General features: G+C 74.2%; 14 protein-coding genes. 8 read left to right on the top strand and 6 right to left on the bottom strand.

Annotated features, from left to right (window positions below; all coding sequences use genetic code 11):
* Nucleotides 1-69: 69 nt before the first annotated feature.
* Together ABD954_RS21280 and ABD954_RS21275 are read right to left on the bottom strand one after the other, a co-directional pair.
* Complete coding sequence (locus tag ABD954_RS21280; RefSeq protein WP_345487854.1) at nt 70-1308, bottom strand: serine/threonine-protein kinase; 1239 nt, start codon at nt 1306-1308, stop codon at nt 70-72.
* A gap of 116 nt (nt 1309-1424) precedes the next feature.
* Nucleotides 1425-3155 carry a serine/threonine-protein kinase gene (locus ABD954_RS21275; protein ID WP_345487852.1) on the bottom strand — a complete coding sequence of 577 codons (1731 nt, stop codon included), beginning with the start codon at nt 3153-3155 and terminating at the stop codon, nt 1425-1427.
* A gap of 463 nt (nt 3156-3618) precedes the next feature.
* Here ABD954_RS21275 and ABD954_RS21270 point away from each other — a divergent pair, with 463 nt between their 5' ends.
* From ABD954_RS21270 to ABD954_RS21255, 4 genes are all read left to right on the top strand, one after another.
* On the top strand, nt 3619-7431 hold the full coding sequence (locus tag ABD954_RS21270; RefSeq protein WP_345492361.1) for an FtsK/SpoIIIE domain-containing protein: 3813 nt from the start codon (nt 3619-3621) through the stop codon (nt 7429-7431).
* A 564-nt stretch (nt 7432-7995) separates the two neighbouring features.
* A complete protein-coding gene (locus ABD954_RS21265; protein ID WP_345487850.1) occupies nt 7996-9351 on the top strand; it encodes an ABC transporter substrate-binding protein in 1356 nt (451 codons plus the stop codon).
* A gap of 111 nt (nt 9352-9462) precedes the next feature.
* Nucleotides 9463-10734, top strand: a complete 1272-nt coding sequence (locus ABD954_RS21260; protein WP_345492359.1) for a carbohydrate ABC transporter permease — start codon at nt 9463-9465, stop codon at nt 10732-10734.
* Nucleotides 10731-11681, top strand: a complete 951-nt coding sequence (locus tag ABD954_RS21255; RefSeq protein WP_345487848.1) for a carbohydrate ABC transporter permease — start codon at nt 10731-10733, stop codon at nt 11679-11681. The genes ABD954_RS21260 and ABD954_RS21255 overlap by 4 nt, the downstream gene beginning before the upstream one ends.
* Before the next feature lie 8 nt (nt 11682-11689).
* On the opposite strand, the gene ABD954_RS21250 is transcribed toward ABD954_RS21255, so the two are convergent.
* Entirely contained in the window at nt 11690-12304 is a 615-nt protein-coding gene (locus ABD954_RS21250; protein ID WP_345487846.1) for a TetR/AcrR family transcriptional regulator, read from the bottom strand.
* Nucleotides 12305-12436: 132 nt separating this feature from the next.
* Here ABD954_RS21250 and ABD954_RS21245 point away from each other — a divergent pair, with 132 nt between their 5' ends.
* Genes ABD954_RS21245 through ABD954_RS21235 form a run of 3 tightly spaced genes read left to right on the top strand, consistent with a single transcriptional unit; the run spans nt 12437 to nt 15520 of the window.
* Nucleotides 12437-13396, top strand: a complete 960-nt coding sequence (locus ABD954_RS21245) for an ABC transporter permease (RefSeq protein ID WP_345487844.1) — start codon at nt 12437-12439, stop codon at nt 13394-13396.
* Nucleotides 13389-14159 (top strand): ABC transporter ATP-binding protein, encoded by a 771-nt coding sequence (locus ABD954_RS21240; protein WP_345487842.1) that lies wholly within the window; start codon nt 13389-13391, stop codon nt 14157-14159. Before ABD954_RS21245 ends, ABD954_RS21240 begins: the two co-directional genes overlap by 8 nt.
* 11 nt (nt 14160-14170) lie before the next feature.
* Complete coding sequence (locus tag ABD954_RS21235; protein WP_345487840.1) at nt 14171-15520, top strand: glycosyltransferase 87 family protein; 1350 nt, start codon at nt 14171-14173, stop codon at nt 15518-15520.
* A 76-nt stretch (nt 15521-15596) separates the two neighbouring features.
* Here the strand turns inward: ABD954_RS21235 and ABD954_RS21230 are convergent, their stop codons facing one another.
* A complete protein-coding gene (locus ABD954_RS21230; protein WP_345487838.1) occupies nt 15597-20558 on the bottom strand; it encodes an NAD-glutamate dehydrogenase in 4962 nt (1653 codons plus the stop codon).
* Nucleotides 20559-20942: 384 nt separating this feature from the next.
* Here ABD954_RS21230 and ABD954_RS21225 point away from each other — a divergent pair, with 384 nt between their 5' ends.
* Complete coding sequence (locus ABD954_RS21225) at nt 20943-21500, top strand: DJ-1/PfpI family protein (protein WP_345487836.1); 558 nt, start codon at nt 20943-20945, stop codon at nt 21498-21500.
* A 105-nt stretch (nt 21501-21605) separates the two neighbouring features.
* Here ABD954_RS21225 and ABD954_RS21220 read toward each other — a convergent pair whose 3' ends face one another.
* Entirely contained in the window at nt 21606-22265 is a 660-nt protein-coding gene (locus ABD954_RS21220) for an HAD family hydrolase (protein WP_345487834.1), read from the bottom strand.
* A 23-nt stretch (nt 22266-22288) separates the two neighbouring features.
* On the bottom strand, nt 22289-22795 hold the full coding sequence (locus tag ABD954_RS21215) for a DUF6912 family protein (protein ID WP_345487832.1): 507 nt from the start codon (nt 22793-22795) through the stop codon (nt 22289-22291).

Below are 22795 nucleotides of genomic sequence, written 5' to 3'. Positions count from 1 at the left end.
CGGTCCCATGGGCCGCCGTACGGGCCCCGGCCCCCGAGCCTGCCGCCCGGGCCGGGACGCCGCCCGCCCCTACGGCCGGGACGACGTCTTCGAGTCCTGCGGCGGGCCGTCCGCGTCCCCGGACGCCGCCAGATAGCCGCCCGCTCCCAGCGCGCCCGCGATCACCACCGCCGCGACGGTGAGCGTGATCCGCCGCTTGCGCACGGCGCCGGCCTTGTGGCGGGCCGATCCGGGGCGGCGGGCGCCCGCCGGGCGCGGGGCGCGGGCGGTGCCGAGGGGACCGCCGGAGAGCTCGTCGGGTCCGGGGACCCGCATGGAGGTGTGGGTGTCGCGGTTGGAGTCGGTGGAGGCCCCGGGCACGAGGGGGACGGCGGCCCGGCGCGGTGCGGGCTCGCCCGTGCCCGCACCGGTGGGGTAGGGGTCCTCCTCGTACGACGGTTCCGCCGGCTCCGCGTCCGGCTCGTCCACGTCGAGCGGCGGGATGCCCTTGAGGGTCGGCAGCACGTCCCGCAGCCGGGTCGCGAGCTCCGAGGCGCGCAGCCGGGAGGCGGGGGCCTTGGCGAGGCACTGGACGACGAGCTGCCACAGCTCCTCGGGGATGCCGGGCAGCGGGACCACGGTCTCGGTGACGTGGCGGCGCAGTACGGCGCCGGGGTGGCCGCCGCCGAACGGGGTGAAGCCGGCGAGCAGCTCGTACAGGACGGTCGCGAGGGCGTAGATGTCGACGGCGGCGCGGGGCGGCAGGCCCTCGACGATCTCGGGGGCGAGGTAGTCGGGGGTGCCGATGATCCGGGTGGCCTTGGTGCGGCCGGGGGTGTCGATGAGCTTGGCGACACCGAAGTCGGTGAGCAGGGCGGGGTGGGCGCCGCCGGGGCCGAGCGGGCCCTCCATGTCGAGGAGGATGTTCTCGGGTTTGACGTCGCGGTGGACGACGCCGGCCTTGTGGGCGACGGCGAGGCCGTCGGCGACGTCGGCGATGATCGCGACGGCGGCCTCGGGGGCGAGCCGGCGCTCGCGGTCGAGGCGGGTGCGCAGGTCGGTGCCGCGGACGAGGTCCATGACGAGGGCGAGGTCGTTGCCGTCGACGACGAGGTCGCGGACGGAGACGACGTGCGGGTGGTCGAGGCCCAGCAGGGCGGTGCGCTCCTGGACGAAGCGGCCGACGAGTTCCTGGTCGGCGGCGAGGTCCTCGCGCAGCAGCTTGATGGCGACGGGGCCCTCGGGGCCCTCGCCGAGCCACACCGTGCCGGCGCTGCCCCGCCCGAGGATCTGGTGGGCCGTGTAGCGGCTGCCGATTTTCCGTGCCAAGACTGCTCCCTCAGCGCTGCGGTTCGCGTCAAAGTTACGCGTCCGAAGGTGCCGACCGGCACTTCCGAGGGGAAATCACCCCTCGGAAGTCGACAAATCGATGCCTCGGCCGTGCGCTACTGGCCCGTACCGCCGGTAGTACCCGTGTTCGTGCTGTCGATGAGGTCGGAGACCCAGCCGGTGAACGAGGAGATCCCGTCGCCGATCGCCTCCCAGTAGCCCTTGCCCTGGGCGACCCAGTCCTGGAGCGGGGTGAGCTCCCAGACGAGCCAGCCGGCGATCACGAACAGCAGGACCGTGAACAGGCAGCCCTTGAGGCAGCCGAGGCCGGGGATGCGCATCGGGTTGGCGCTGCGCCGCCGCGGCGGGCGCGGCTCGCGCGGAACCGGGGCGGGCGCCGGAGCCGGGGGCGGCGGCTGCGGAGGCGCGTACTGCTGCTGCGGCGGCTGGGGCGCGTACTGCTGCCGCTGCGGCGGCTGCGGGGCGTACGGCTGGGGCTGGGGCTGCTGCCGCTGCTGCTGCCGGTACGGCTGGGGCTGGTGCGGCGGCGGGGCCTGCGGCGGACGCTGCGGGTACTGCTGCGGCTGCGGCTGGCGCTGCGGGCGGCGGCGCAGCGGGTCCTCGCTCGGGTCCAGGTACTGCACCTGGGTCTGCTCGTTGCGGTCGCGGGCCGCGCGCAGCTGGGTCTGCCAGGGGTGCGGCTGCTCCGCGGGCGGGTTGTCCGGTACGGGGGGCATGACCGCGGTCGGGTCGGCGGCCCCCGTGGCGGGGAGCACCGAGGTCGGGTCGGAGGCGCCCGCCGGGCCACTGGTCGGCATCACGCTGGTGGGCGCGGCCGGGTCGTACTGCGGGGGCCGGGGCGCGCCGGAACCGCTGGGCAGCACCTGTGTGGCGCCGGCCGGGTCGACGCCGGGGGGCTCGGGGACGGGTGCGGGGGCCGGGTCGGGGGCGAGCAGGGCGCCGACGCCGTCGGCGGCCTCGATCTGGGCGGGGCTCGCGTGCACGCCGATGCCGGCGGCCACCGTGCGCAGGCCGCGGGCCAGGTTCTCGGCGCTCGGCCGGCGGTCCGGGTCCTTGCTGAGGCAGCGCTCTATCACCGTCCACAGCGGGCCGGGCACGGTCGAGGGGCGGCGCGGCTCCTCGCTCAGGTGCCGGTGCAGGACTTCGAGGGCGGTGCCGCCGGCGAACGGGGGCCGGCCGGTGACCAGCTCGTAGAGCAGGATGCCGGCGCCGTAGATGTCGACGGCGGAGGTCTGCGGGCGGCCCTCGGCGGACTCGGGCGCGACGTACGCGGGCGTGCCGACGAACTCGTGCGTGCGGGTCAGGCCCGGGGAGTCGGCCAGCCGCGCGATGCCGAAGTCGGTGAGCATCGGGAACATGGCGCCGTCCCGCTCGGCGAGCAGCACGTTGGCCGGCTTGAGGTCGCGGTGCACCACGCCGTCGGCGTGGCTCGCGGCGAGGGCGTCGGCGATCTGCGCGGTGAGCAGGGCGGCTGCGACCGGGGTGAGCGGGCCGTTCTCGCGGATGTAGCGGTGCAGGTCGGGACCCTCGACGAGGTCCATGACCAGGGCGAGGACGTCGCCCTCCACGACGAGGTCGCGGGTGCGCACGATGTTGGGGTGGGTGAGCCGCAGGAGCACGGAGCGCTCGCGCAGGAAGCGCATCACGATGTCCGCGTCGTTGGCGAGCTCCTCCTTGAGGACCTTGATCGCGACGGTCTCGCCGGGCTGACCGGGCACGGCCGCCTCAGCGCCGGCCGTCTCCCGCTGGCGGGCTCGCCAGACGGTGCCCGTGGCGCCGCGGCCGAGCGGCTCCTCGAGCAGGTACTTGCTGCCGATAGGCCGCACGTCACGCGCTCCCTGCTGATCGTGGTCCTGGGGTGGTACGTGGAGGGTCCCCGGGGTTCCTGGTGTGTTCTTCCGACCCGTTGTGTTCTGTGACCCGTCCGGGTGTCCGACCCACTTTAGTGCCGCCGAACGGGTCACCGGCCGTCTCCCGGACGGCCGATTTCCGCACTCTTCGTGTCCGAAAAGGAGACGCCGGCCGTGCGGTCCAGGTTGCCGGAAGCGACGCGAGACATACGCAACCAGGCGTTTTCACGTCGAGAGACGACCGAACAAGATCACTTCTGGGCGACCCGCGGGCGGGTTGTCCGTGGCAGGTGCGAGGATGCCTCCAGCACGTCGTGTCGGGGTCGGGAGCCCCGGCGCCGTGCCGACCTGTACCGGACGACGCGTCCGTGCCGGGTGGGGGGAGGAAGTGGGCGATTCCCCTGCCGGGCGCGCCGCGCAGAAGGGACCGCTGACGGCGATGCAGATCCGGCTGACCGTCCTCGCGCCGCACGCCGGCCACGGCGTCGGGCGCGCCTGCGACGTGCTCGTCACCGCGCCCGCGGGGACCGAGCTGGCCGCCGTGGCCTCCTCGCTCGCCGCGGCCGTCTCCGGCCCCGACACCCCCGCCTCCTCCGGGGCCACCGTGCTGTACGCGGGCGGCGAGCGGCTCGACACGCGCCGCTGCCTGCTCGGCGAGCCGCCGCTGGTGGACGGGGCCGTGCTCTCCCTCCAGGTGCCCGGCGCGCAGGACGGCGGCGGCGAGGACGCCCCGGCCCGGCTCCACGTGGTGGCCGGGCCCGACGCGGGCGGGGTGCACCTGCTGCACGGCGGAGCGATCAGGATCGGCCGTTCCGTCGACGCGGACGTGCCGCTCGACGACCCGGACGTCTCCCGCTCCCACTGCACGGTGACGGTGGGCGCGGACGGCCGCGTCACGGTCACCGACGAGGGCTCCACGAACGGGACGACCCTCGACGGCGTCGCCGTCGGCCCGCGCCCCGTCCGCTTCCCTCCGGGCTCCGTGCTGCGGGTCGGCGAGTCCGCCCTGCGCCTGACCGGGCCGGGGACCGGGTCCGGTGCCGGGCCGGGCGGATCCGAGCAGCCGCTCCCCACCGCCCCGGACGGGGAGGGCCATCTGCGCGTGACGCGCCCCGCCGAGGCAGGCGGGCACGGCCTGGGCGGCGCGACGGGCGCCGGTGCGGCCGCGGGCGGCGCCTGGGACACGGACACCGGCACGGGACTCGGCGGGGGTACGGGCCCCGGAGCGGGCAGCGGCGCGGGCGCACGGACGAGCGGGGGCGCGGGCGCCGGGGGGTACGCGCCGCCGCACGAGACGGCCGGCGCCTCGGACGCGACCCACGGCGGTGGCCACGGTGCCCGGTCCGCCCCGGACCCGGCCCACGGCGGCGGGCACGCGCGCGCGGAGGAGCCCGGCGAGGCCGAGGCCGGGATCGAGGCCCACAGCAGGACCCGGCAGATCCGGCGGCGCGGACTCGGCGCCTGGGCCCGGAGGCTCGCCGGCGGCCGGGAGGAGACGGCGTCCGCCGAGTACGGCGTCGCCCCCGTGCCGGCCTTCGCGGGCGCCCGGCCCGACCCCGCGTCCGGCGCCGGCGCCTCTCCCGACACCTGGCCCGACCCCGCCGCCGTCCTGCTCACCGCGCTCGGCCCCGGCCCGCGCCTGTGGGAGCGGGACCTCGACCACCCCGAGGCCCTGGTCGTCCGGCTCGGCACGACGGACCGCGCCGAGCTGTCCGGAGTGCCCGTCACCGTCGGACTGCGCGAGGCCGGTTCCCTCGGCCTGGCCGGGCCGGCGCCCCGCCTGGCCGGGCTCGCGCGTTCGGTGGTGGCCCAGCTCGCCGCCCTGCACTCCCCCGGTGACCTGGAGATCGTGCTGGTCAGCGCCGATCGCAACCGCCCGCTCGACGAGCGGCGAAGGGCCTGGGGCTGGCTCGGCTGGCTCCCGCACGTGCGCCCGGCGCACGGCCAGGACTGCCGGCTGCTCCTCGCCTACGACCGCGACCAGGCACAGGCCCGGCTGACCGAGCTCACCCGCCGCCTGGACGACGGCCCGCTCGGCCCCGGCTGGGCCAGCGCCGACCGGGCGGCCGTCGCCGAGGCCGCCGCGCGTCACGAGGGGCCCGCGACGGTCGTGGTCCTCGACGGCGACCCGGGCTCGGCCGCGCTGCGCGAGACGGCGGCCCGGCTCGCCGGTGCCGGCGCCGCCGCGGGCATCCATCTGATCTGCCTGGCGGAGGCCCCCTCCGCCTCACCCGCCTCCCCCGTGGCGGCGACCTACGAGGAGGCGTGCGCCGCCTCCTTCGCCTTCCGCGAGTGCGGCGCCGCGGCACTGCTCAGCGGTGACGTGGCGACCGCACTGCGGCTGCTGCGGACGGTCGGCGGCCGGGCCGCGGGGCACGGCACCGTCGGCGTGGTGGACGCCGTCTCGGCGGCCTGGGCCGACCGGTTCGGACGGGCCCTCGCCCCCTTGCGGACGGAGACGGCCGGCGGCACCGGGCAGGGGCGGGCCGCCGCCGCGCTGCCCCCGGCGGCCCGGCTCCTCGACGAGCTGGGCCTGGCCCGGGCCACACCCGCGTCCCTGATGGCCCGCTGGGCCTCCTCCTCCGACGGCACGGCCGTCCTGGGCGCCGGACCGCGCGGACCGGTCGCGGTCGACCTCACGAAGGAGGGGCCGCACCTGCTGATCGAGGGCCCCGCGGGCAGCGGCCGCACCGAGCTGCTGCGCTCCGTCGCCGCCTCCCTCGCGGCCGGCGGCCGCCCCGACCGGCTCGGCCTGCTCCTGGTCGACGGCGCGGGCGGCGAGCGGGGCGAGGGCCTCGCCGCCTGTACGGAGCTGCCGCACGTCACCGAACACCTGGTCGCCTCCGATCCGGTACGGATGCGGGAGTTCGCCCAGGCCCTGGGCGCCGAGCTGAAGCGCCGCGCCGAACTCCTCGGCGACAGCCACTTCGCCGACCGCCGCTCGGGCCGCCTGATCGGCCAGCGCACCGCGAGCCCCGCCGAGTCCCTGCCGGCGCCCGCACGCGTCGGCGCCCGGATCCCGGACGCCCGGACCGGCGCGTCCGACCTGGACGGCACGGGCAGCGGCCGTACGGGCAGGTCGCCCGCCGGTACGGCCGTGGGCGCAGGCGCGGGCGGGAGCACGGCTGCCGGTGCGGGCGGCGGCAGTGCCCGGCCCGGCTCCGGACCCGCGTCCGGCCCGGACTCCGGTCACGGCTCGGGCTCCCGCGGCGACCGCACTCCGCCGCCCGGCTCCGACCTGCTCGGCGACCGCCCCAGCGGCCGCACCCTGCACGTGGCACCCGACGGCGCCGTCGGTGACACCCCCAGCGGCCGGCTGCCGAGACCGGCGGCCACGCCCCTCACCGACCGCACGCCCGCGCCCGGCTCCGACCTCCTCGGCGACCGGCCGAGCGGCCGCGCGCACCGACCCGGCCCGGCCCCCTCGACCGACCGCACCCCCACGCCCGGCACCGACCTCCTCGGCGACCGCCCCAGCGGCCGCACCTACCGCACTCCGTCCGGCGCCGTGTACGACCCGACCGGCGGCCCCTCGTACCGCAGCACCCCGCCGCCGGGCTCCGACCTGCTCGCCGAGCGGCCCAGCAGCCGCACCCTGCGGGCCGACTCGGGGCGCGCCGACGACCGTGGCGACCTGCCGGACCCGGGCGAGCCCGGCCACCGCGCCGGGTCGCAGCTGCCGGGCGCCCGGAGCGGGCCGCCCGCCGAAGGGGCCGGGGCGCTGCCGCGGCTCGTCGTGCTCGTGGACGACTTCGACGCGCTGGTCGCGCCCCCGCTCGGTGCCCCCGGCCGGCCGGCCGCCGGGTCCGTGGTGCGGGCCCTGGAGGCGGTCGCGCGGCACGGCGCCCGGCTCGGGGTGCACCTGGTCGCCACCTCGGCGCGGCCGGACCGCACGGCGGACACGGAGCTGGCGCACGGGGCGCGGCTGCGGATCGTGCTCGACGCGCCGCCGGCCGTGCCCGGCCCGGAGGGGCCGCAGCCGGGGCGGGGACGTCTCGGGCATCCGGACGGGCGGGTGACGCCGTTCCAGGGCGGCCGGGTCACCGGGCGCATCCCGCGCACGGCCACGCTGCGGCCGACGGTCGTCCCGCTGGAGTGGGAGCGGATGGGCGACCCGCCCACCCGCCGCCCGGTGCGCGAGCTGGGCAACGGCCCGACGGACCTGGCCCTGCTGGCCAGCGCGCTCGACCGGGCCGCCCGCTCCGTCGAGGCCGCACCCGTACCGCCGCTGACCTCGCCGACGCACGCCTGAGGCCGGCTCCCGCCCGGGCCCCCGCTCGCCGGGGGCGGCGCCGTCGTGGCGGCACCGTCGCCTGCCGCGGCGCCGACGGCCGTCTCGCCCCGAGGCCGCGGGACGTCCAGAACCCGTCCCCGCGGCGCCCGGCTGCCGGGCACCTGGCGCCCCGGCCCGGCCCGAACCCGTCCCCGGGGTGCCGGGCGGCCGTCCCCGGGGTGCCGGGCGGTGGGGCCACCAGCCGGGCGGCCGGGCGCCCCGCCCGGCTCCCGAAGCCCCGTCATCCGAGCCACGGACCGGGCCCGCCTTCCCTCCCGACCCCCACCGTCCCAAGCGCCGCACCCCCAGCCCCCAAGCCCCTCCTGTCACCCAAACCCCTCGCGTACCCGCCATCGGCTCCGTCACGCCACCCCGGGCGCTCCCCCGCACGACACCCGCACACCGCCCCCCCGATTCCCTGACACCACGTCACGAGGCGGTCACGATCCACCACTTGACGCCCGAGGCGGTATTGCGGGCCCCGGACACCCGGCGTAGACCTGAGCGCACGGGACCGGAAGACGCGGGAGAAGCGGGGTTCGGATGCGCAACGGCAGAACTCTTCGACTGATCGGCCTGGCGGCGCTGGCCGCCCTGACGGCGGCGGCGTGCGGCGACGGGGGCGGCGGCGGCACGAAGCCCGGAGCCGGCACGCCCAGTGGTGGTTCGGCGCTTTCCCTGCCGTCGCTCAAGGGCGAGAAGATCGAGGTCGCCGCCGTCTGGACCGGGCCCGAGCAGGAGAACTTCACCAAGGTTCTGAAGGAGTTCGAGAAGCGCACCGGCGCGACCGTCACCTTCGTGCCCGCCCAGGACCCGATCGTGAACTTCCTCGGCACGAAGATCGCCGGAGGTTCCCCGCCGGACGTGGCGATGCTGCCGCAGGTCGGCGCCATCCACCAGGCCGTGGCCCAGAAGTGGGTCAAGCCGCTGGGACCGGAGGCGAAGGCGCAGCTCGCCAAGAACTACTCCAAGGGCTGGCAGGACCTCGGCGCGGTCGACGGCACCCCGTACGGCGTCTACTTCAAGGCCGCCAACAAGTCCCTCATCTGGTACAACACCGCCGCCTTCGACAACGCGGGCGCGAGCGAGCCGAAGACCTGGAAGGAGTTCCTGGCCACCGCCGAGACCATCTCCAACTCGGGTGTCACGCCCGTGTCGGTCGGCGGCGCGGACGGCTGGACGCTCACGGACTGGTTCGAGAACGTCTATCTCTCGCAGGCCGGTCCGGAGAAGTACGACCGGCTGGCCCGGCACGAGCTGAAGTGGACCGATCCCTCGGTCACCCAGGCCCTGACCACGCTCGGTGAGCTGTTCGGCAAGCCGGGCCTGCTGGCGGGCGGCACGAACGGCGCGCTGCAGACCGAGTTCCCGGTGTCCGTCACCCAGACCTTCACCGGCGGCGACCGGGCCAAGGCGGCGATGGTCTTCGAGGGCGACTTCTCGGCGATCAACATCGCCGAGACCGGCGCGAAGATCGGTACGGACGCGAAGGTGTTCCCGTTCCCCGCCGTCGGTGACGCCGGCACCGCCCCGGTGGTGACGGGCGGCGACGCGGCCGTGGCGCTGAAGGACTCCAAGGGCGCGCAGGCCCTGCTGACCTTCCTCGCCTCGCCCGACGCGGCGCGGATCTGGGCGGCCGAGGGCGGCTTCCTCTCCCCCAACAAGGCGCTGGACCCGGCCGCGTACCCGAACGACGTCCAGCGGGAGATCGCCACGTCCCTGATCGGCGCGGGCGACGACTTCCGCTTCGACATGTCGGACCAGATGCCGCAGTCGTTCGGCGGCACGCCCGGCAAGGGCGAGTGGAAGGCGCTCCAGGACTTCCTGAAGAACCCGAAGGACGTGCGGGCGATCCAGCTCAGGCTGGAGGCGGACGCCGCCAAGGCGTACAAGGACTGACCGGTGGCCGCGCAGAGCACCCCCGCGAGCCACACCGGCGGCGCCCGCCCGTCCCGCGAGGCGCGCCCCGGCCGCGGCACCGGCCGGGGCGGCGGCCACCGCACCGCCCTCATCGCCGCGGCCTTCCTCCTGCCCGCCCTCGTCCTGCTGGGCGCGCTCGTCGTCTACCCGATCGGGTACTCGGTGCAGCGCTCCTTCTTCGACAAGGCCGGTGACTCCTTCGCCGGCCTGGACAACTACGTCACCCTCTTCACGGACGAGTCCATCCGCACCGCCGTCCGCAACAACCTGATCTGGGTGGTCGTCGCCCCGACCGTGGCGACGGCCCTCGGCCTGGTCTTCGCCGTGCTGACCGAACGGGTTCGCTGGGGAACGGCGTTCAAGCTGGTCGTCTTCATGCCGATGGCGATCTCGATGCTCGCCGCGGGCATCATCTTCCGGCTGGTGTACGAGCAGGACCCGGACCGCGGGGTCGCCAACGCCGTCTGGGTCGGCGTGCACGACACCTTCGCCGAGTCGTCCGTCTTCCCACGCGCCCGGCCGCTGCCCGTGCACCCGTTGAAGGCGGCGGGCGGCGGGGCGTACGTCACCAAGTCCCCGGTCCGTACGGGGGAGGTCGCCCTGCTGCCGCTGGTCGGGGTCGCGCCGGCGCAGATGCCCGGGGACGCCCGTCCCGCGCGTACCGCCGCTCCCGGAGGAGAAGGCATCAGCGGCACCGCGTGGCTGGACTTCACCCGGGGCGGCGGCGGCAGGCCCAACGCCGTCGACCCGAAGGAGCTCGGTCTGAAGGGCCTGCGGATCGAGGCGGTGAAGGACGGCGCGGTGGTCGCGCGCGCCACGGCCGCCGCCGACGGCACCTTCACGCTCCCGGCCGCGGCCGACGGGGCGGTCCTGAGGCTGCCGGAGAGCAACTTCCGCGAGCAGTACAACGGCGTGTCGTGGCTGGGGCCCTCGCTCGTCACGCCCGCGATCATCGGCAGCTACGTGTGGATGTGGGCGGGTTTCGCGATGGTGCTCATCGCCGCCGGGCTCGCCGGTCTGCCGCGTGAACTGCTCGAAGCGGCGCGGGTCGACGGGGCGAACGAGTGGCAGGTGTTCCGCCGGATCACGGTGCCGTTGCTCGCGCCGGTCCTCGGCGTCGTCCTCGTCACCCTGATGATCAACGTCCTGAAGGTCTTCGACCTCGTCTTCATCATCGCCCCCGGCTCGGCCCAGGACGACGCGAACGTGCTCGCGCTCCAGCTGTACCGCTCCTCCTTCGGCACCGACGCCGACCTCGGGGTCGGCTCGGCCATCGCGGTGCTGCTCCTGCTGCTCGTCCTGCCGGTGATGGCGCTCAACATCCGCCGCGTCCGCCGTACCCGAAGGGAGACCCGCCGATGAGCCGCCCGGCCTCCCGGACCACGCCGGGGACCACGTCCCGGACCCCGTCCAGGGCCGCCACCCGGCCCGCTCCCGGCGCGGCCTCCGGGCCGACCGCCCCGGGGGTCGCGGCCCGGATCGCCGCCCGCGCCGCGTCGGGTGCGGTGCGGGTGCTGCTCGTGCTGGTCGGGCTGTTCTGGCTGATGCCGACGGTCGGGCTGCTGATCTCCTCGCTGCGCTCCCCGTCCGCGATCGCCACGGACGGCTGGTGGCAGGTCTTCACGGCACCGGCCCAGCTGACCACGGAGAACTACCGGGCGCTGCTGTCCGACGGGGCCATCACCGACTCGCTCGTCTCGACGATCCTGATCACCGTGCCCGCGACGCTCCTCGTGGTGGTCATCGGCGCGTTCGCCGGCTACGCCTTCGCGTGGCTGGACTTCCCCGGCCGGGACTGGTGGTTCCTGCTGGTCGTGGGGCTGCTCGTGGTGCCCGTTCAGGTGGCGCTCGTACCGGTGTCGAAGCTGTTCGGCGCGGTCGGGATCTTCGAGACGACGCTGGGGGTGGTGCTGTTCCACACGGCCTTCGGCCTGCCGTTCGCGATCTTCCTGCTGCGGAACTTCTTCGCGGAGATCCCGCGCGAGCTGCTGGAGGCGGCCCGGCTCGACGGAGCGGGCGAGATCCGCCTCTTCGCCCGGGTGGTCCTGCCCCTGGGCGGCCCGGCGCTGGCCTCGCTGGGGATCTTCCAGTTCCTGTGGGTGTGGAACGACATGCTGGTGGCGCTCATCTTCGCGGACGCCCAGTCGCCCCCGATCACGGTGGCGCTCCAGCAGCAGGTCCGGCAGTTCGGCAACAACGTCGACGTGCTGGCGCCGGGCGCGTTCGTGTCGATGGTGATCCCGCTGCTCGTCTTCTTCGCCTTCCAGCGGCAGTTCGTGTCCGGGGTGATGGCGGGCGCGGTGAAGTAGCGCCGCCGTTACGCGGTGAGGGCGGCGACGGCCGCGCGGGCGAGGTCGTCGAGGTAGCCCTCGGGCGGCTCGGTGCGGACGACGACGAGCCGCCAGTAGAGCGGTCCGACCACGAGGTCGAGGGCCCGGTCGGGGTCGGTGCCGTCGGGCAGTTCGCCGCGCTCGGCGGCGGCGCGGACGACCTGCGTCATGACGCCCTGCTGCGGGTCGAGCAGGACGGCCCTGAGGGCGTCGGCGATCTCGGGGTGCCGCGCCGCCTCGACGAGGAGGTCGGGGACGACCTGGGAGGCCACGGGGTGGCGCAGGGCGCGGGCGGCGACCTCCAAGAGGGCGCGGAGGTCCCCGTGCAGCGAGCCGGTGGCGGGGACGGGCAGGCCCTGGACGGCGACGGCGCCGACGAGGTCGAGGACCAGGGAGAGCTTGGACTTCCAGCGCCGGTAGACGGCGGTCTTGCCGACCCCGGCGCGGCGGGCGATGCCCTCGATCGACATCCGGGCGAAGCCGACCGCGGCCAGTTCCTCGAAGACGGCGGTCCGGATGGCCTCGGTGACGTCCTCCCGGAGGACGGCGGCTCCCGCGGGGGCGCGGCGAGGGGTTCCCGGAGGTCGGGCGGGTGTCGTCATGCACAGGATCTTAGCCAGCGGTCCACCGTCCTCCCACGTGACGACGAAACGGTTGCGTTCCGACGTCGGGATACCCTAACGTCCACGTAGCGACGATACGGACCCGTTCCATCGGAGGCGAGAGCGATCAGCGTGACCACCGAAACCCTGCCCCGGCCCGCACGACCGGCCCCCTCCTCGCCCCCGGTCCGGCCCCCGCTCCCGCCGCCGGCGCCCGCCTCCTCCGAAGAGCTGCGCGCCCTCGCCCGGCGCCACGGCCTCACCCTGAGCGGCGCCCGTCCCCCGCTCCCCGCGTACGTCCGCCGGCTCTGGGCCCGGCGCGACTTCATCGCCGCCTTCGCGACGGCCAGGCTCACCGCCCAGTACAGCCAGGCCCGGCTCGGGCAGCTCTGGCAGGTCGTGACGCCCCTCCTCAACGCGGCGGTCTACTACGCCGTCTTCGGCGTCCTCATGGACAGCCGGCGGGGCGTGCCCGACTACGTCCCCTTCCTGATCACCGGGGTCTTCACCTGGACCTTCACCGCACAGACGATCACGGCCGGCACCCGCGCCATCAGCGGGAACCTGGGCCTGGTCCGCGCCCTGCACTTCCCGCGCGCGAGCCTGCCCCTGGCCCTCGCGCTCCAGCAGCTCCAGCAGCTGGTCTTCTCGCTGGGCGCGCTGGTGGTGATCCTGTTCTGCTTCGGCGAGTTCCCGCGCTGGAGCTGGCTCCTGGCGGCCCCCGTCCTGGCGTTGCAGACGCTCTTCAGCACCGGGCTCGCCCTCGTGACGGCCCGGCTCGCCGCCCGTACCCCGGACATCGCCCAGCTGATGCCGTTCGTGCTGCGGACCTGGATGTACGCCTCCGGAATCATGTGGTCCCTCGCCCAGCTCACCCGCGGCCGCGACCTTCCGCACACGGTGATCGCGCTGCTCCAGTGCAATCCCGCCGCCGTCTACATCGACCTGATGCGCTTCGCGCTGATCGAGAGCTTCCACGGGGGGCTGCTTCCGCCACACGCGTGGGCGCTCGCCGCCGGGTGGGCGGTGCTCGCCTTCGCGGGCGGTTTCGTCTTCTTCTGGCAGGCGGAGGAGACCTACGGCCGTGGCTGACCGGACCCGCACGGACGAGGAGCGCGAGCCCACCGTCGTCGCCGACGGCGTCCACGTCACGTACGCCGAGCGCGGTGGCACCCGTACGGTCCACGCGGTCAAGGGCGTCTCCTTCGCCGCGTACCGGGGCGAGGCGATCGGTCTGATCGGTTCGAACGGATCGGGGAAGTCGACCCTCCTGAAGGCGATCGCCGGCCTGCTGCCCACCAGCCGGGGCCGGCTCTACACCCTGGGCCGCCCGGCCCTGCTCGGCGTCGACGCGGTCCTGATGGGCGACCTGAGCGGGGAGCGGAACGTGATCCTGGGCGGCCTCGCGATGGGCATGAGCCGCCGCGAGATCGCCGCCCGCTACGCCGGGATCGTCGAGTTCTCCGGCATCAACGACAAGGACGCGGACGCCGTCTCGCGCCCCATGCGCACCTACTCCTCCGGCATGAGCGCGCGGCTGCGCTTCTCCATCGCCGCCGCCCGCAGCCATGACGTGCTCCTCGTCGACGAGGCCCTCGCGACCGGGGACGCCCCCTTCCGCCGCCGGAGCCGGCAGCGGATCGACGAGCTGCGCGCCGAGGCGGGCACCGTCTTCCTGGTCAGCCACTCGAACTCCACGATCACCGAGACCTGCGACCGCGCGCTCTGGCTGGAGGCCGGCACCCTGCGAGCGGACGGGCCGGCGGACGCGGTCGTGGCCGCCTACGAGGAGTTCACCCGTGGCGGCACCCGGTCGGACCCCAAGACCGGGAAGAAACGGGACATATCTGGATAAAGTGCGGAGGGATGACTCCCGAGCCCCCTCCCCACGACGCCGCCCCCGGCCCGGCGCCCGGCCACGGCACCGGTCCCGCGCCCGGATCCGGTGCGCCCGCCCGTGCCGGGGCGGCGCCGCCGTCCCTCACCCGCTCGCCCTTCGAGTCCGAGACCTTCACCTCCGCCACCTTCGTGACCGTCGGCCGCGGCCCGCTGCTCGCCCTGGCCGTCGTCTGGCTGGTCACCCGCGCCGGCATGCTGCTCCTGCTCCTTCGCGACAGCCTCGGCATCGGCGGCGTCGCCGGCGAGGTCCACTCCCTCTACCGGCACTGGTACGGCCTGTTCGCACAGGGCACCTTCCCGCCCGGCGACGTCACCTGGCAGTACCCGCCGGGTGCGGGCCTGGTCATCATGTCGCCCGGGATCCTGCCCTGGCTCACCTACTTCCAGGGCTTCGTCCTCCTCACCCTGCTCGCCGACCTGGCCGTCGCCGCCGCCCTCGCCCGCGCGGACAGCGCCCGCCTGACCCACGGCGCCTGGTACTGGGTGCTCGGCCTCCCGCTGCTCCTGCACCTCCCGCTCGCCCGCTACGACGTCCAGACCACCGCCCTCGCCGTCCTCGCCCTGCTCGCCCTCAAGGCCCGCTCCCCCGCCGCCCACCGGATCGGCGGAGCCCTCGCCGGACTCGGCGCCCTGGTGAAGGTCTGGCCGGCCCTCGCCCTCATCGGCACCCCGCGCGGCCGCACCACCCGCGATGCCTGGGCCTCCGCCGCCGTCACCGCCCTCGCCCTGCTGCTCACCCTGGGCGCGCTGTTCTCCGAGTCCCTCGGCTTCCTGCGCCAACAGGGCGACCGGGGCGTCCAGATCGAGTCCCTCGGCGGCACCGGCCTGGCCCTCGCCAAGGCCCTCGGCGCCTGGCCCGGCACCGTGCGGTTCCGCTACGGCGCCTTCGAGTACGTCGGCCCCTACGTCTCCACCATCGGCCACCTCGCCCTGCTGCTCACCGCCCTCGCCTTCATCTGGCTGCTGCTGTGGCGGATGCGGGCCCGCGACTGGACCGAGGCCACGCCCCCGGACGCCGCCCTGGCCGCCGTCCTGCTGTTCACCGTCACCAGCCGGGTGATCAGCCCCCAGTACATGATCTGGCTGCTCGGCCTGGCCGCCGTCTGCCTCACCTCGCGCCGCACGGTCATGCGCCCGGTCGCCCTGCTGCTCCTGCCCGCGGCCGCCCTGAGCTCGCTGGCGTACCCGGTGCTCTACCTGGAGGTCGTCGCCGGCACCTGGCAGGGCCTCGGCGTCATGGTGCTGCGCAACGGGCTGCTGCTCGCCGCGGCGCTGCTGGCCGCCCGCCGCCTGTGGACGTCGACCGTCACGACGTAGCCGTGACGGCGCGGGTCCGCACAGGGGTGAGCCCCCGCCGGTCGGCACCGGCGGGGGCTCACCCTCGTGAACACGGTCAGCTGTGCGTACGCAGCAGCGTGCGCATCGTCCGCATGGCCACCGACAGGTTCGCCAGGTCGAAGGCGTCCGAGCCCTGGATCTCCTCCAGGGTCGTGCGCGCCCGGCCCAGGATCGCCGCGTTCTTCTGCTCCCACGCCTTGAACCGCTCCTCCGGCGTGGAGGTGCCGTTCCCGACCGCGAGGACGTCCGCGGTGAGCGCGGCGTGCGCCGCGAACAGGTCCTCACGGATGGAGGCGCGGGCCATGGACTGCCAGCGGTCGTTGCGCGGCAGCTCGATGATCCGGTCCATCAGGTCGGTGATCCGCAGCCGGTCCGCCAGGTCGTAGTAGACCTCGGCGACCGCCAGCGCGTCCTTGCCCACGCGGTCCGCGATCGCGACGACGTCGAGCGTCGGGAAGGCGGAGGAGAACCCGGCCACGCGCAGCGCCAGCTCCTCCGGGACGCCCGCCGCCGTCAGCTCCTCGAAGATCGACTCGTACCACTCCAGGTCCGCGCCGCGCAGCAGCTGCGGCAGCTTCTCCCAGACCTGCTCGACCCGCTCCGAGAAGAACTCGATGGTCTCGCCGATCTGGAGCGGCTGCGGCCGGTTGTTGAGCAGCCAGCGGGTGCCGCGCTCGACCAGTCGCCGCGAGTGCAGGCGCATCCGGGTCTGGACGTCGGCCGGCACCCGGTTGTCCAGCGCCTCGACCGCGTCCCAGACCTCGCTCAGGCGGAAGATCGCACGGGCGGCGGTCTGCGCGCGGACGATCTCCTCGATCGACGCGCCCGTCTCCTCGCGCAGACGGTGCAGGAAGGTCGAGCCACCGGTGTTGACGGTGTCGTTGACCAGGACCGTGGTGATGATCTCCCGGCGCAGCGGGTGGTGGTCGACGGCCTCGGGGAACTTCTCGCGCAGCAGCGTCGGGAAGTAGGCGTGCAGCAGCCCGCGCAGGTACGGGTCGTCGGGCAGCTCCGTACCGATCAGCTCGTCGGCCACCGTGATCTTGGTGTACGCGAGGAGGACGGCGAGCTCCGGCTGGGTCAGGCCCTTGCCGGCGTTCAGCAGCTCGCGGATCTGCCGGTCGTTGGGCAGGAACTCCAGCGAGCGGTCGAGCGCGCCGTCACGGCCCAGGCGGCGCATGAAGCGCTGGTGGGCGTGGAGCAGGGACGGCGACTGGGCGACCGCGTTGGCCAGCGCGGTGTTCTGCGCGTAGTTGTTGCGCAGCACGAGCGTGCCGACCTCGTCGGTCATCTCCGCGAGGATCTTGTTGCGCTGCTTGACGGTCATGTCGCCCTCGGTGACCAGGCCGTTCAGCAGGATCTTGATGTTGACCTCGTGGTCGGAGGTGTCGACGCCGGCGCTGTTGTCGATGGCGTCGGTGTTGACCTTGCCGCCCTCGCCGTCGGGTCCGCCGGAGCGGGCGAACTCGATGCGGCCCAGCTGGGTGGCGCCGAGGTTGCCGCCCTCGCCGATGACCTTGGCGCGCACGTCCTGGCCGTCGACGCGGATGGCGTCGTTGGCCTTGTCGCCGACGTCCGCGTTGGACTCGACGGACGACTTCACGTACGTGCCGATGCCGCCGTTCCACAGCAGGTCGACCGGCGCCTGGAGGATCGCCTTCATCAGCTCGGCCGGGGTCATCTTGGTGATCCCGTCCTCGATGCCGAGGGCGGCCCGCATGTGCGCGTTGACCGGGATCGACTTGGCGGTCCGGGGGTGGACGCCGCCGCCGGGCGAGAGCAGCGCGGTGTCGTAGTCGGCCCAGGACGAGCGGGGCAGCTCGAAGAGGCGGCGGCGCTCGGCGTAGGAGACGGCCGCGTCCGGGGTCGGGTCGATGAAGATGTGCCGGTGGTCGAAGGCGGCCACCAGGCGGATGTGCTCGGAGAGCAGCATGCCGTTGCCGAAGACGTCGCCGGACATGTCACCGACGCCGACGACGGTGAAGTCCTCGGTCTGGGTGTCGTGGCCGAGCTCGCGGAAGTGCCGCTTGACGGACTCCCAGGCACCGCGCGCGGTGATGCCCATGCCCTTGTGGTCGTAGCCGGCCGAGCCGCCGGAGGCGAAGGCGTCGCCGAGCCAGAAGCCGTACGACTCCGCGACGCCGTTGGCGATGTCGGAGAAGGTCGCGGTGCCCTTGTCGGCGGCGACGACCAGGTAGGTGTCGTCCTCGTCGTGGCGGACCACGTCGACCGGCGGCACGACCTCGCCGCCGACCAGGTTGTCGGTGATGTCGAGGAGGGCCGAGATGAAGGTCTTGTACGAGGCGATGCCCTCGGCCATCCAGGCGTCGCGGTCCACGGACGGGTCCGGGAGCTGCTTGGCGACGAAGCCGCCCTTGGCGCCGACCGGCACGATGACGGTGTTCTTCACCATCTGCGCCTTGACCAGGCCGAGGATCTCGGTACGGAAGTCCTCGCGCCGGTCGGACCAGCGCAGGCCGCCTCGGGCGACCTTGCCGAAGCGCAGGTGGACGCCCTCGACGCGCGGCGAGTACACCCAGATCTCGAAGGCGGGGCGCGGGGCCGGCAGGTCGGGGATGGCCTGCGGGTCGAACTTCATCGACACGTAGGCGTGCGGCCGGCCGTCGGCGGACTTCTGGAAGAAGTTGGTCCGCAGCGTGGCCTTGATGACGGTGAGGAAGGAACGCAGGATGCGGTCCTCGTCGAGGGAGGCGACCTGGTCGAGGGCGCCGTCCAGCTCCTCCAGGAGGCCGTCGATCAGCTCGGTGCCGGCGCGCTGGCGCTCCGGGGCCATCCGGGCCTCGAAGAGGGAGACGAGCAGCCGGGTGGTGTGGACGTTGTTGCGGAGGGTGTCCTCCATGTAGTCCTGGCTGAAGGTCCACCCCGCCTGGCGCAGGTACTTGGCGTAGGCGCGCAGCACCATCGCCTCGCGCCAGGTGAGCCCGGCGGACAGGACGAGGGAGTTGAAGTTGTCGTTCTCGGCCTCGCCGTTCCAGGTGGCGGCGAAGGCCTCCTGGAAGCGCTCGCGGGCGTCGTCGCCGAGGTAGTCGCCGCCGTTGCCCGTCGTCTGCGGCATCCGCAGGCCGAAGTCGTAGATCCAGGCGTGGGTGCGGTCGGCGCAGCGCAGCTCGTACGGGCGCTCGTCGGTGACCTCGACGCCGAGCCGGTTGAGGACCGGCAGGACGGCGGACAGGGAGATCTGGTCGCCGGTCTTGTAGATCTTGAAGCGGCGCTCGCCGGGGCCGGAGCCGACCGGCTCGTACAGGGAGAGCGAGAAGTCCTTGTCGCTGTCGGCCAGGGCCTCCAGGTGGACGAGGTCGGAGACGGCGGCGCGCGGCGAGTGGTCGGCCTTGTAGCCCTCGGGGAAGGCGTTGCCGTAGCGGCGCAGCAGCTCGGCGGCGCGCTCCTCGCCCAGCTCGGCGTTGAGGGCCTCGGAGAAGCCGTCGGACCAGGAGCGGGCGGCGTCGGCGAGCCGGGACTCGATGCGGTCGACGTCGGCGTCGGTCAGCTTGCTGAGCGCGGTGCCGGGCTCGACGCGGATGACGAAGTGGAGGCGGGAGAGGACCGACTCGGTGTTCCAGGCCGTGAAGTCGACGCTGGTGCCGTTCAGCTCCTCCTTGAGGATGTCGATGATCCGCAGCCGGACGCGGGTGGTGTAGCGGTCGCGCGGCAGGTAGACCAGGGCCGAGTAGTAGCGGCCGTACTCGTCCTGGCGCAGGTAGAGGCGCAGCCGCCGCCGCTCCTGGAGGTACAGGACGCTGGTGACGATGGCCTGGAGCTGGTCGACCGGGGTCTGGAAGAGCTCGTCGCGGGGGTAGGTCTCCAGGATCTGGAGCAGGTCGCGGCCGTCGTGGCTGCTGGGCGAGAAGCCGGCGCCGTCCAGGACCTCCTGGACCTTGCGCTTGACGACCGGGACGCGGCGGACGGACTCGGTGTAGGCGGCCGAGGAGAACAGGCCGAGGAAGCGGCGCTCGCCGATGACGTTGCCGTCGGCGTCGAACTTCTTCACGCCCACGTAGTCGAGGTACGAGGGGCGGTGCACGGTCGCGCGGCTGTTGGCCTTCGTCAGGACGAGCAGCTTGTGCTCGCGCGCCTTGGCGCGGGCGTCGGCGGGCAGCCGGTTGAAGGACGGCGAGACGGGGTGGGCGTGGTGGTCCTCGCCGCTGTGGTGCGGGTCGGAGCGCAGGATGCCGAGGCCGGTGCCGGGGACGGCCGCCAGGGCGTCGCCGTTGACCAGCTCGTACTCGCGGTAGCCGAGGAAGGTGAAGTGGTCGTCGGCCAGCCAGCGCAGCAGCTCGCGGGCCTCCTCGACCTCGGTGGGCCGCAGGTCGGAGGCGGTCGGCTCGCCGGGCAGGCCGTCGGCGATGCGCAGCGCGGCGTCGCGCATCTTCTCCCAGTCCTCGACGGCCTCGCGGACGTCGGACAGGACGCGCAGCAGGTCGTTGGTGATCTGCTTGAGGTCGGCCTTGTCGGTCTCGCGGTCGGTCTCGACGTGGATCCAGGACTCGGTGAGCGCGTCGTGCGGCAGGGCGTCCTTGGGCAGCTGCTTGGAGATGACCTCGATGAGCCGGCCGGTCACGTCACGGCGGACCAGGACCTGCGGGTGGATGACGACGTGGATGCCGCGGCCCTGGCGGGACAGCTCGTTGGTGACGGAGTCGACGAGGAAGGGCATGTCGTCGGTGACCACCTCGACGACGGAGTGGCTGCAGGTCCAGCCGTTCTCCTCCACCGTCGGGGTGTGGACGCGGACGTTCGCGGTGCCCTGCGGACGGTTCTCCGCGAGGCGGAAGTGCGACAGGGCGGCACCGAACACGTCGACGGGGTCGCGGTCGGTGAGGTCCTCGGGCGCGGTGTGCAGGTAGTAGCGCTGGAGGTAGTCGAGCACGCTCGCGTGGTCCGGACGCTTCCCGTTCTCCGGCCCTGTCGGAAGTCGCCCCCCGACCGGGCTGTTCTCAGCTACCCGGGCGGCCCGATCGAGCAGCTCGGCCTTGGCTTCGTCCAGCTTGGTCTGCATGTCCTCTGACTCCTGTCGCGCGCCATTGCGTGACGTCGGTGGAAGAAAGGACACAACGCCACGACGCGGTGGTACCGGTCGGAGTCGACGTTATGCCGCGATGAGAGATGTCCAGGTGGTTCTCGGCCACCCGACGCAGGGGATCGGCGAACGCACTCTCGGCCCGGCCGCCGTGGCGGACCGGGCGGATGCCGGGGGCTGCGCTGCCCCCTCGGCGTATCGCGCTGATCACGGGAAAAGCCTATCGCTGTTGACCCCCCGGCCGTCATGAGCCTTATGTGTACAAAAGCGGGGTCGGAAGTTTGACACTGTGGACAGCGACGAAGGGTTACCGGGCACACCCCACATCGGGGATCCGACGGCTCGGGGAGTCCGGGAGGCGCCATGGCGAAGATCTTGATCGTGACCGGGGACGCGGCGGAGTCGCTGGAGGTGCTGTACCCGTACCAGCGACTGCTCGAAGAGGGGTACGAGGTCGACATCGCGGCCCCGGCCCGCAAGCGGCTGCGGTTCGTGGTCCACGACTTCGAGCCGGGCTACGACACGTACACCGAGAAGCCCGGCTACACCTGGCCCGCCGACCTGGCCTTCTCGGAGGTCGACCCGGGCGCCTACGCGGCCGTGGTCGTCCCGGGCGGCCGGGCACCGGAGTACCTGCGCAACGACCCGGAGCTGCGCAAGATCCTCAAGTCCTTCTTCGACGCCGACAAACCGGTCGCCCAGATCTGTCACGGGCCCCTCCTGACGGCGGCCGTGGGGAGTCTGGAAGGCCGCCGGGTCACCGCGTACCCCGCCCTCGAACTCGACATGCAGGCCGCGGGCGCCACGTTCCGGGACACGGCGGCGGTGGTGGACGGCCGCCTGGTGTCGTCGCGGGCGTGGCCGGACCACCCGATGTGGATGCGGGAGTTCCTGAAGGTGCTGAGGGAGACGGAGGACTGAGGTCCCGCGCGGCGGATGCCCAGGAGGGCCGGGGCGGGGCGGGGCGCCGGGCGAGGCGCCGGGCGGGGCGGGGCGCCGGGTGGGGCGCCGCCCCGGCGGTGACCGCTAGACCAGCTCCTCCGCGACGGCGACGGCCTCTTCGAGGGAGTCGACGACGGGGACGCCCGCCGCCTGCAGACTGCGACGGCTGTGCGAGCCGCCGGTGTAGAGCACCGCCTTGGCGCCCACGTGCGCCGCCGCGCGGGCGTCGTCCGCCGCGTCGCCGATGACGACGATCCGCTCGGCCGGCACGTCGCCGAGCGCCAACAGGTGCCGCACCATGTGCCCGGACTTGCCGTCGGTGGAGCGGTCGGTGCGCCCGTCGACCCGGACGAACCGCTCGGCGATCCCGTGCCGGCGCACCAGCGGAACCAGCTCCTCGTGGGGCGCGAGCGAGAGCAGCGACTGGGTGAACCCGGACGCCTGCCGCGCGGCGAGCAGCTCCGCGGCGCCGGCGGTGAGCCCGCAGACCTCGGCCCTGACCCAGTAGTGCCGGTGGAAGGCGTCGTCCATGACGAGCCATTCCTCGTCGGTGGGCAGGCGCCCCATCAGCCGCTCGTAGAACTTGGGCACCGGCACGGTGTAGAGCTCGCGGTACCGCTCCAGGGTGATCGGTTCGAGCCCCAGTTCGGCGAATGCGGCGTTGGTCGCGCCGATGACGGCGGCGATGTCGTCGAGCAGAGTGCCGTTCCAGTCCCAGACCAGGTGCTTCGCGTGCTTCCCCATGGAGAGCCACGGTACCGGCAGGTTCAGCCGAGCAGCCCCGGGATTTCCTGCACGCCGTACCAGAGCAGCTCGTGGTCCTCGGCGCCGTCGACGACGAACTGCGCGTCGTCGTCGCCCTGGTCGGCGGCCCCGAGCGCGTCGGCGGCGGCCGAGACGTCCGCCTCGGCGTCGTCCGCGTCGGCGTGCACGGCGGCGGCCTTGGCCAGCGGTACGGCCGAGGCGATGCGGACCTCGCCGAGGGAGCTCGCGTCCAGCCCGCGGTCGGGGTCGACGACGGCGTCCTTGTCGGGGACGTCCACGGCGACGACGACCCGGCGCCGGGCGGCCTCGGGGTCGCCCGCGAGCATCCGGAGCGAGGCGGCGGCGGCGCGGTTGAGGGCGGCGTACTCCAGCTCCTCGATGTCGTCGGAGACGTACCACTCGCGCAGCGCGGGGGTGACGGCGTAGGCGGTGAGCGGCCCTGGCCCGAGCTCGCCCGCCTTGTGCGCCTGTGCGAGACCGGGGAGGGTCAGGGGGACGTACACGCGCAT

The organism is Streptomyces roseoviridis, from assembly GCF_039535235.1.
Taxonomy (GTDB): Bacteria; Actinomycetota; Actinomycetes; order Streptomycetales; family Streptomycetaceae; genus Streptomyces; species Streptomyces roseoviridis.
Note: the sequence above shows the minus strand (reverse complement) of the source record. Positions and strands in the feature narration are given on the sequence as shown.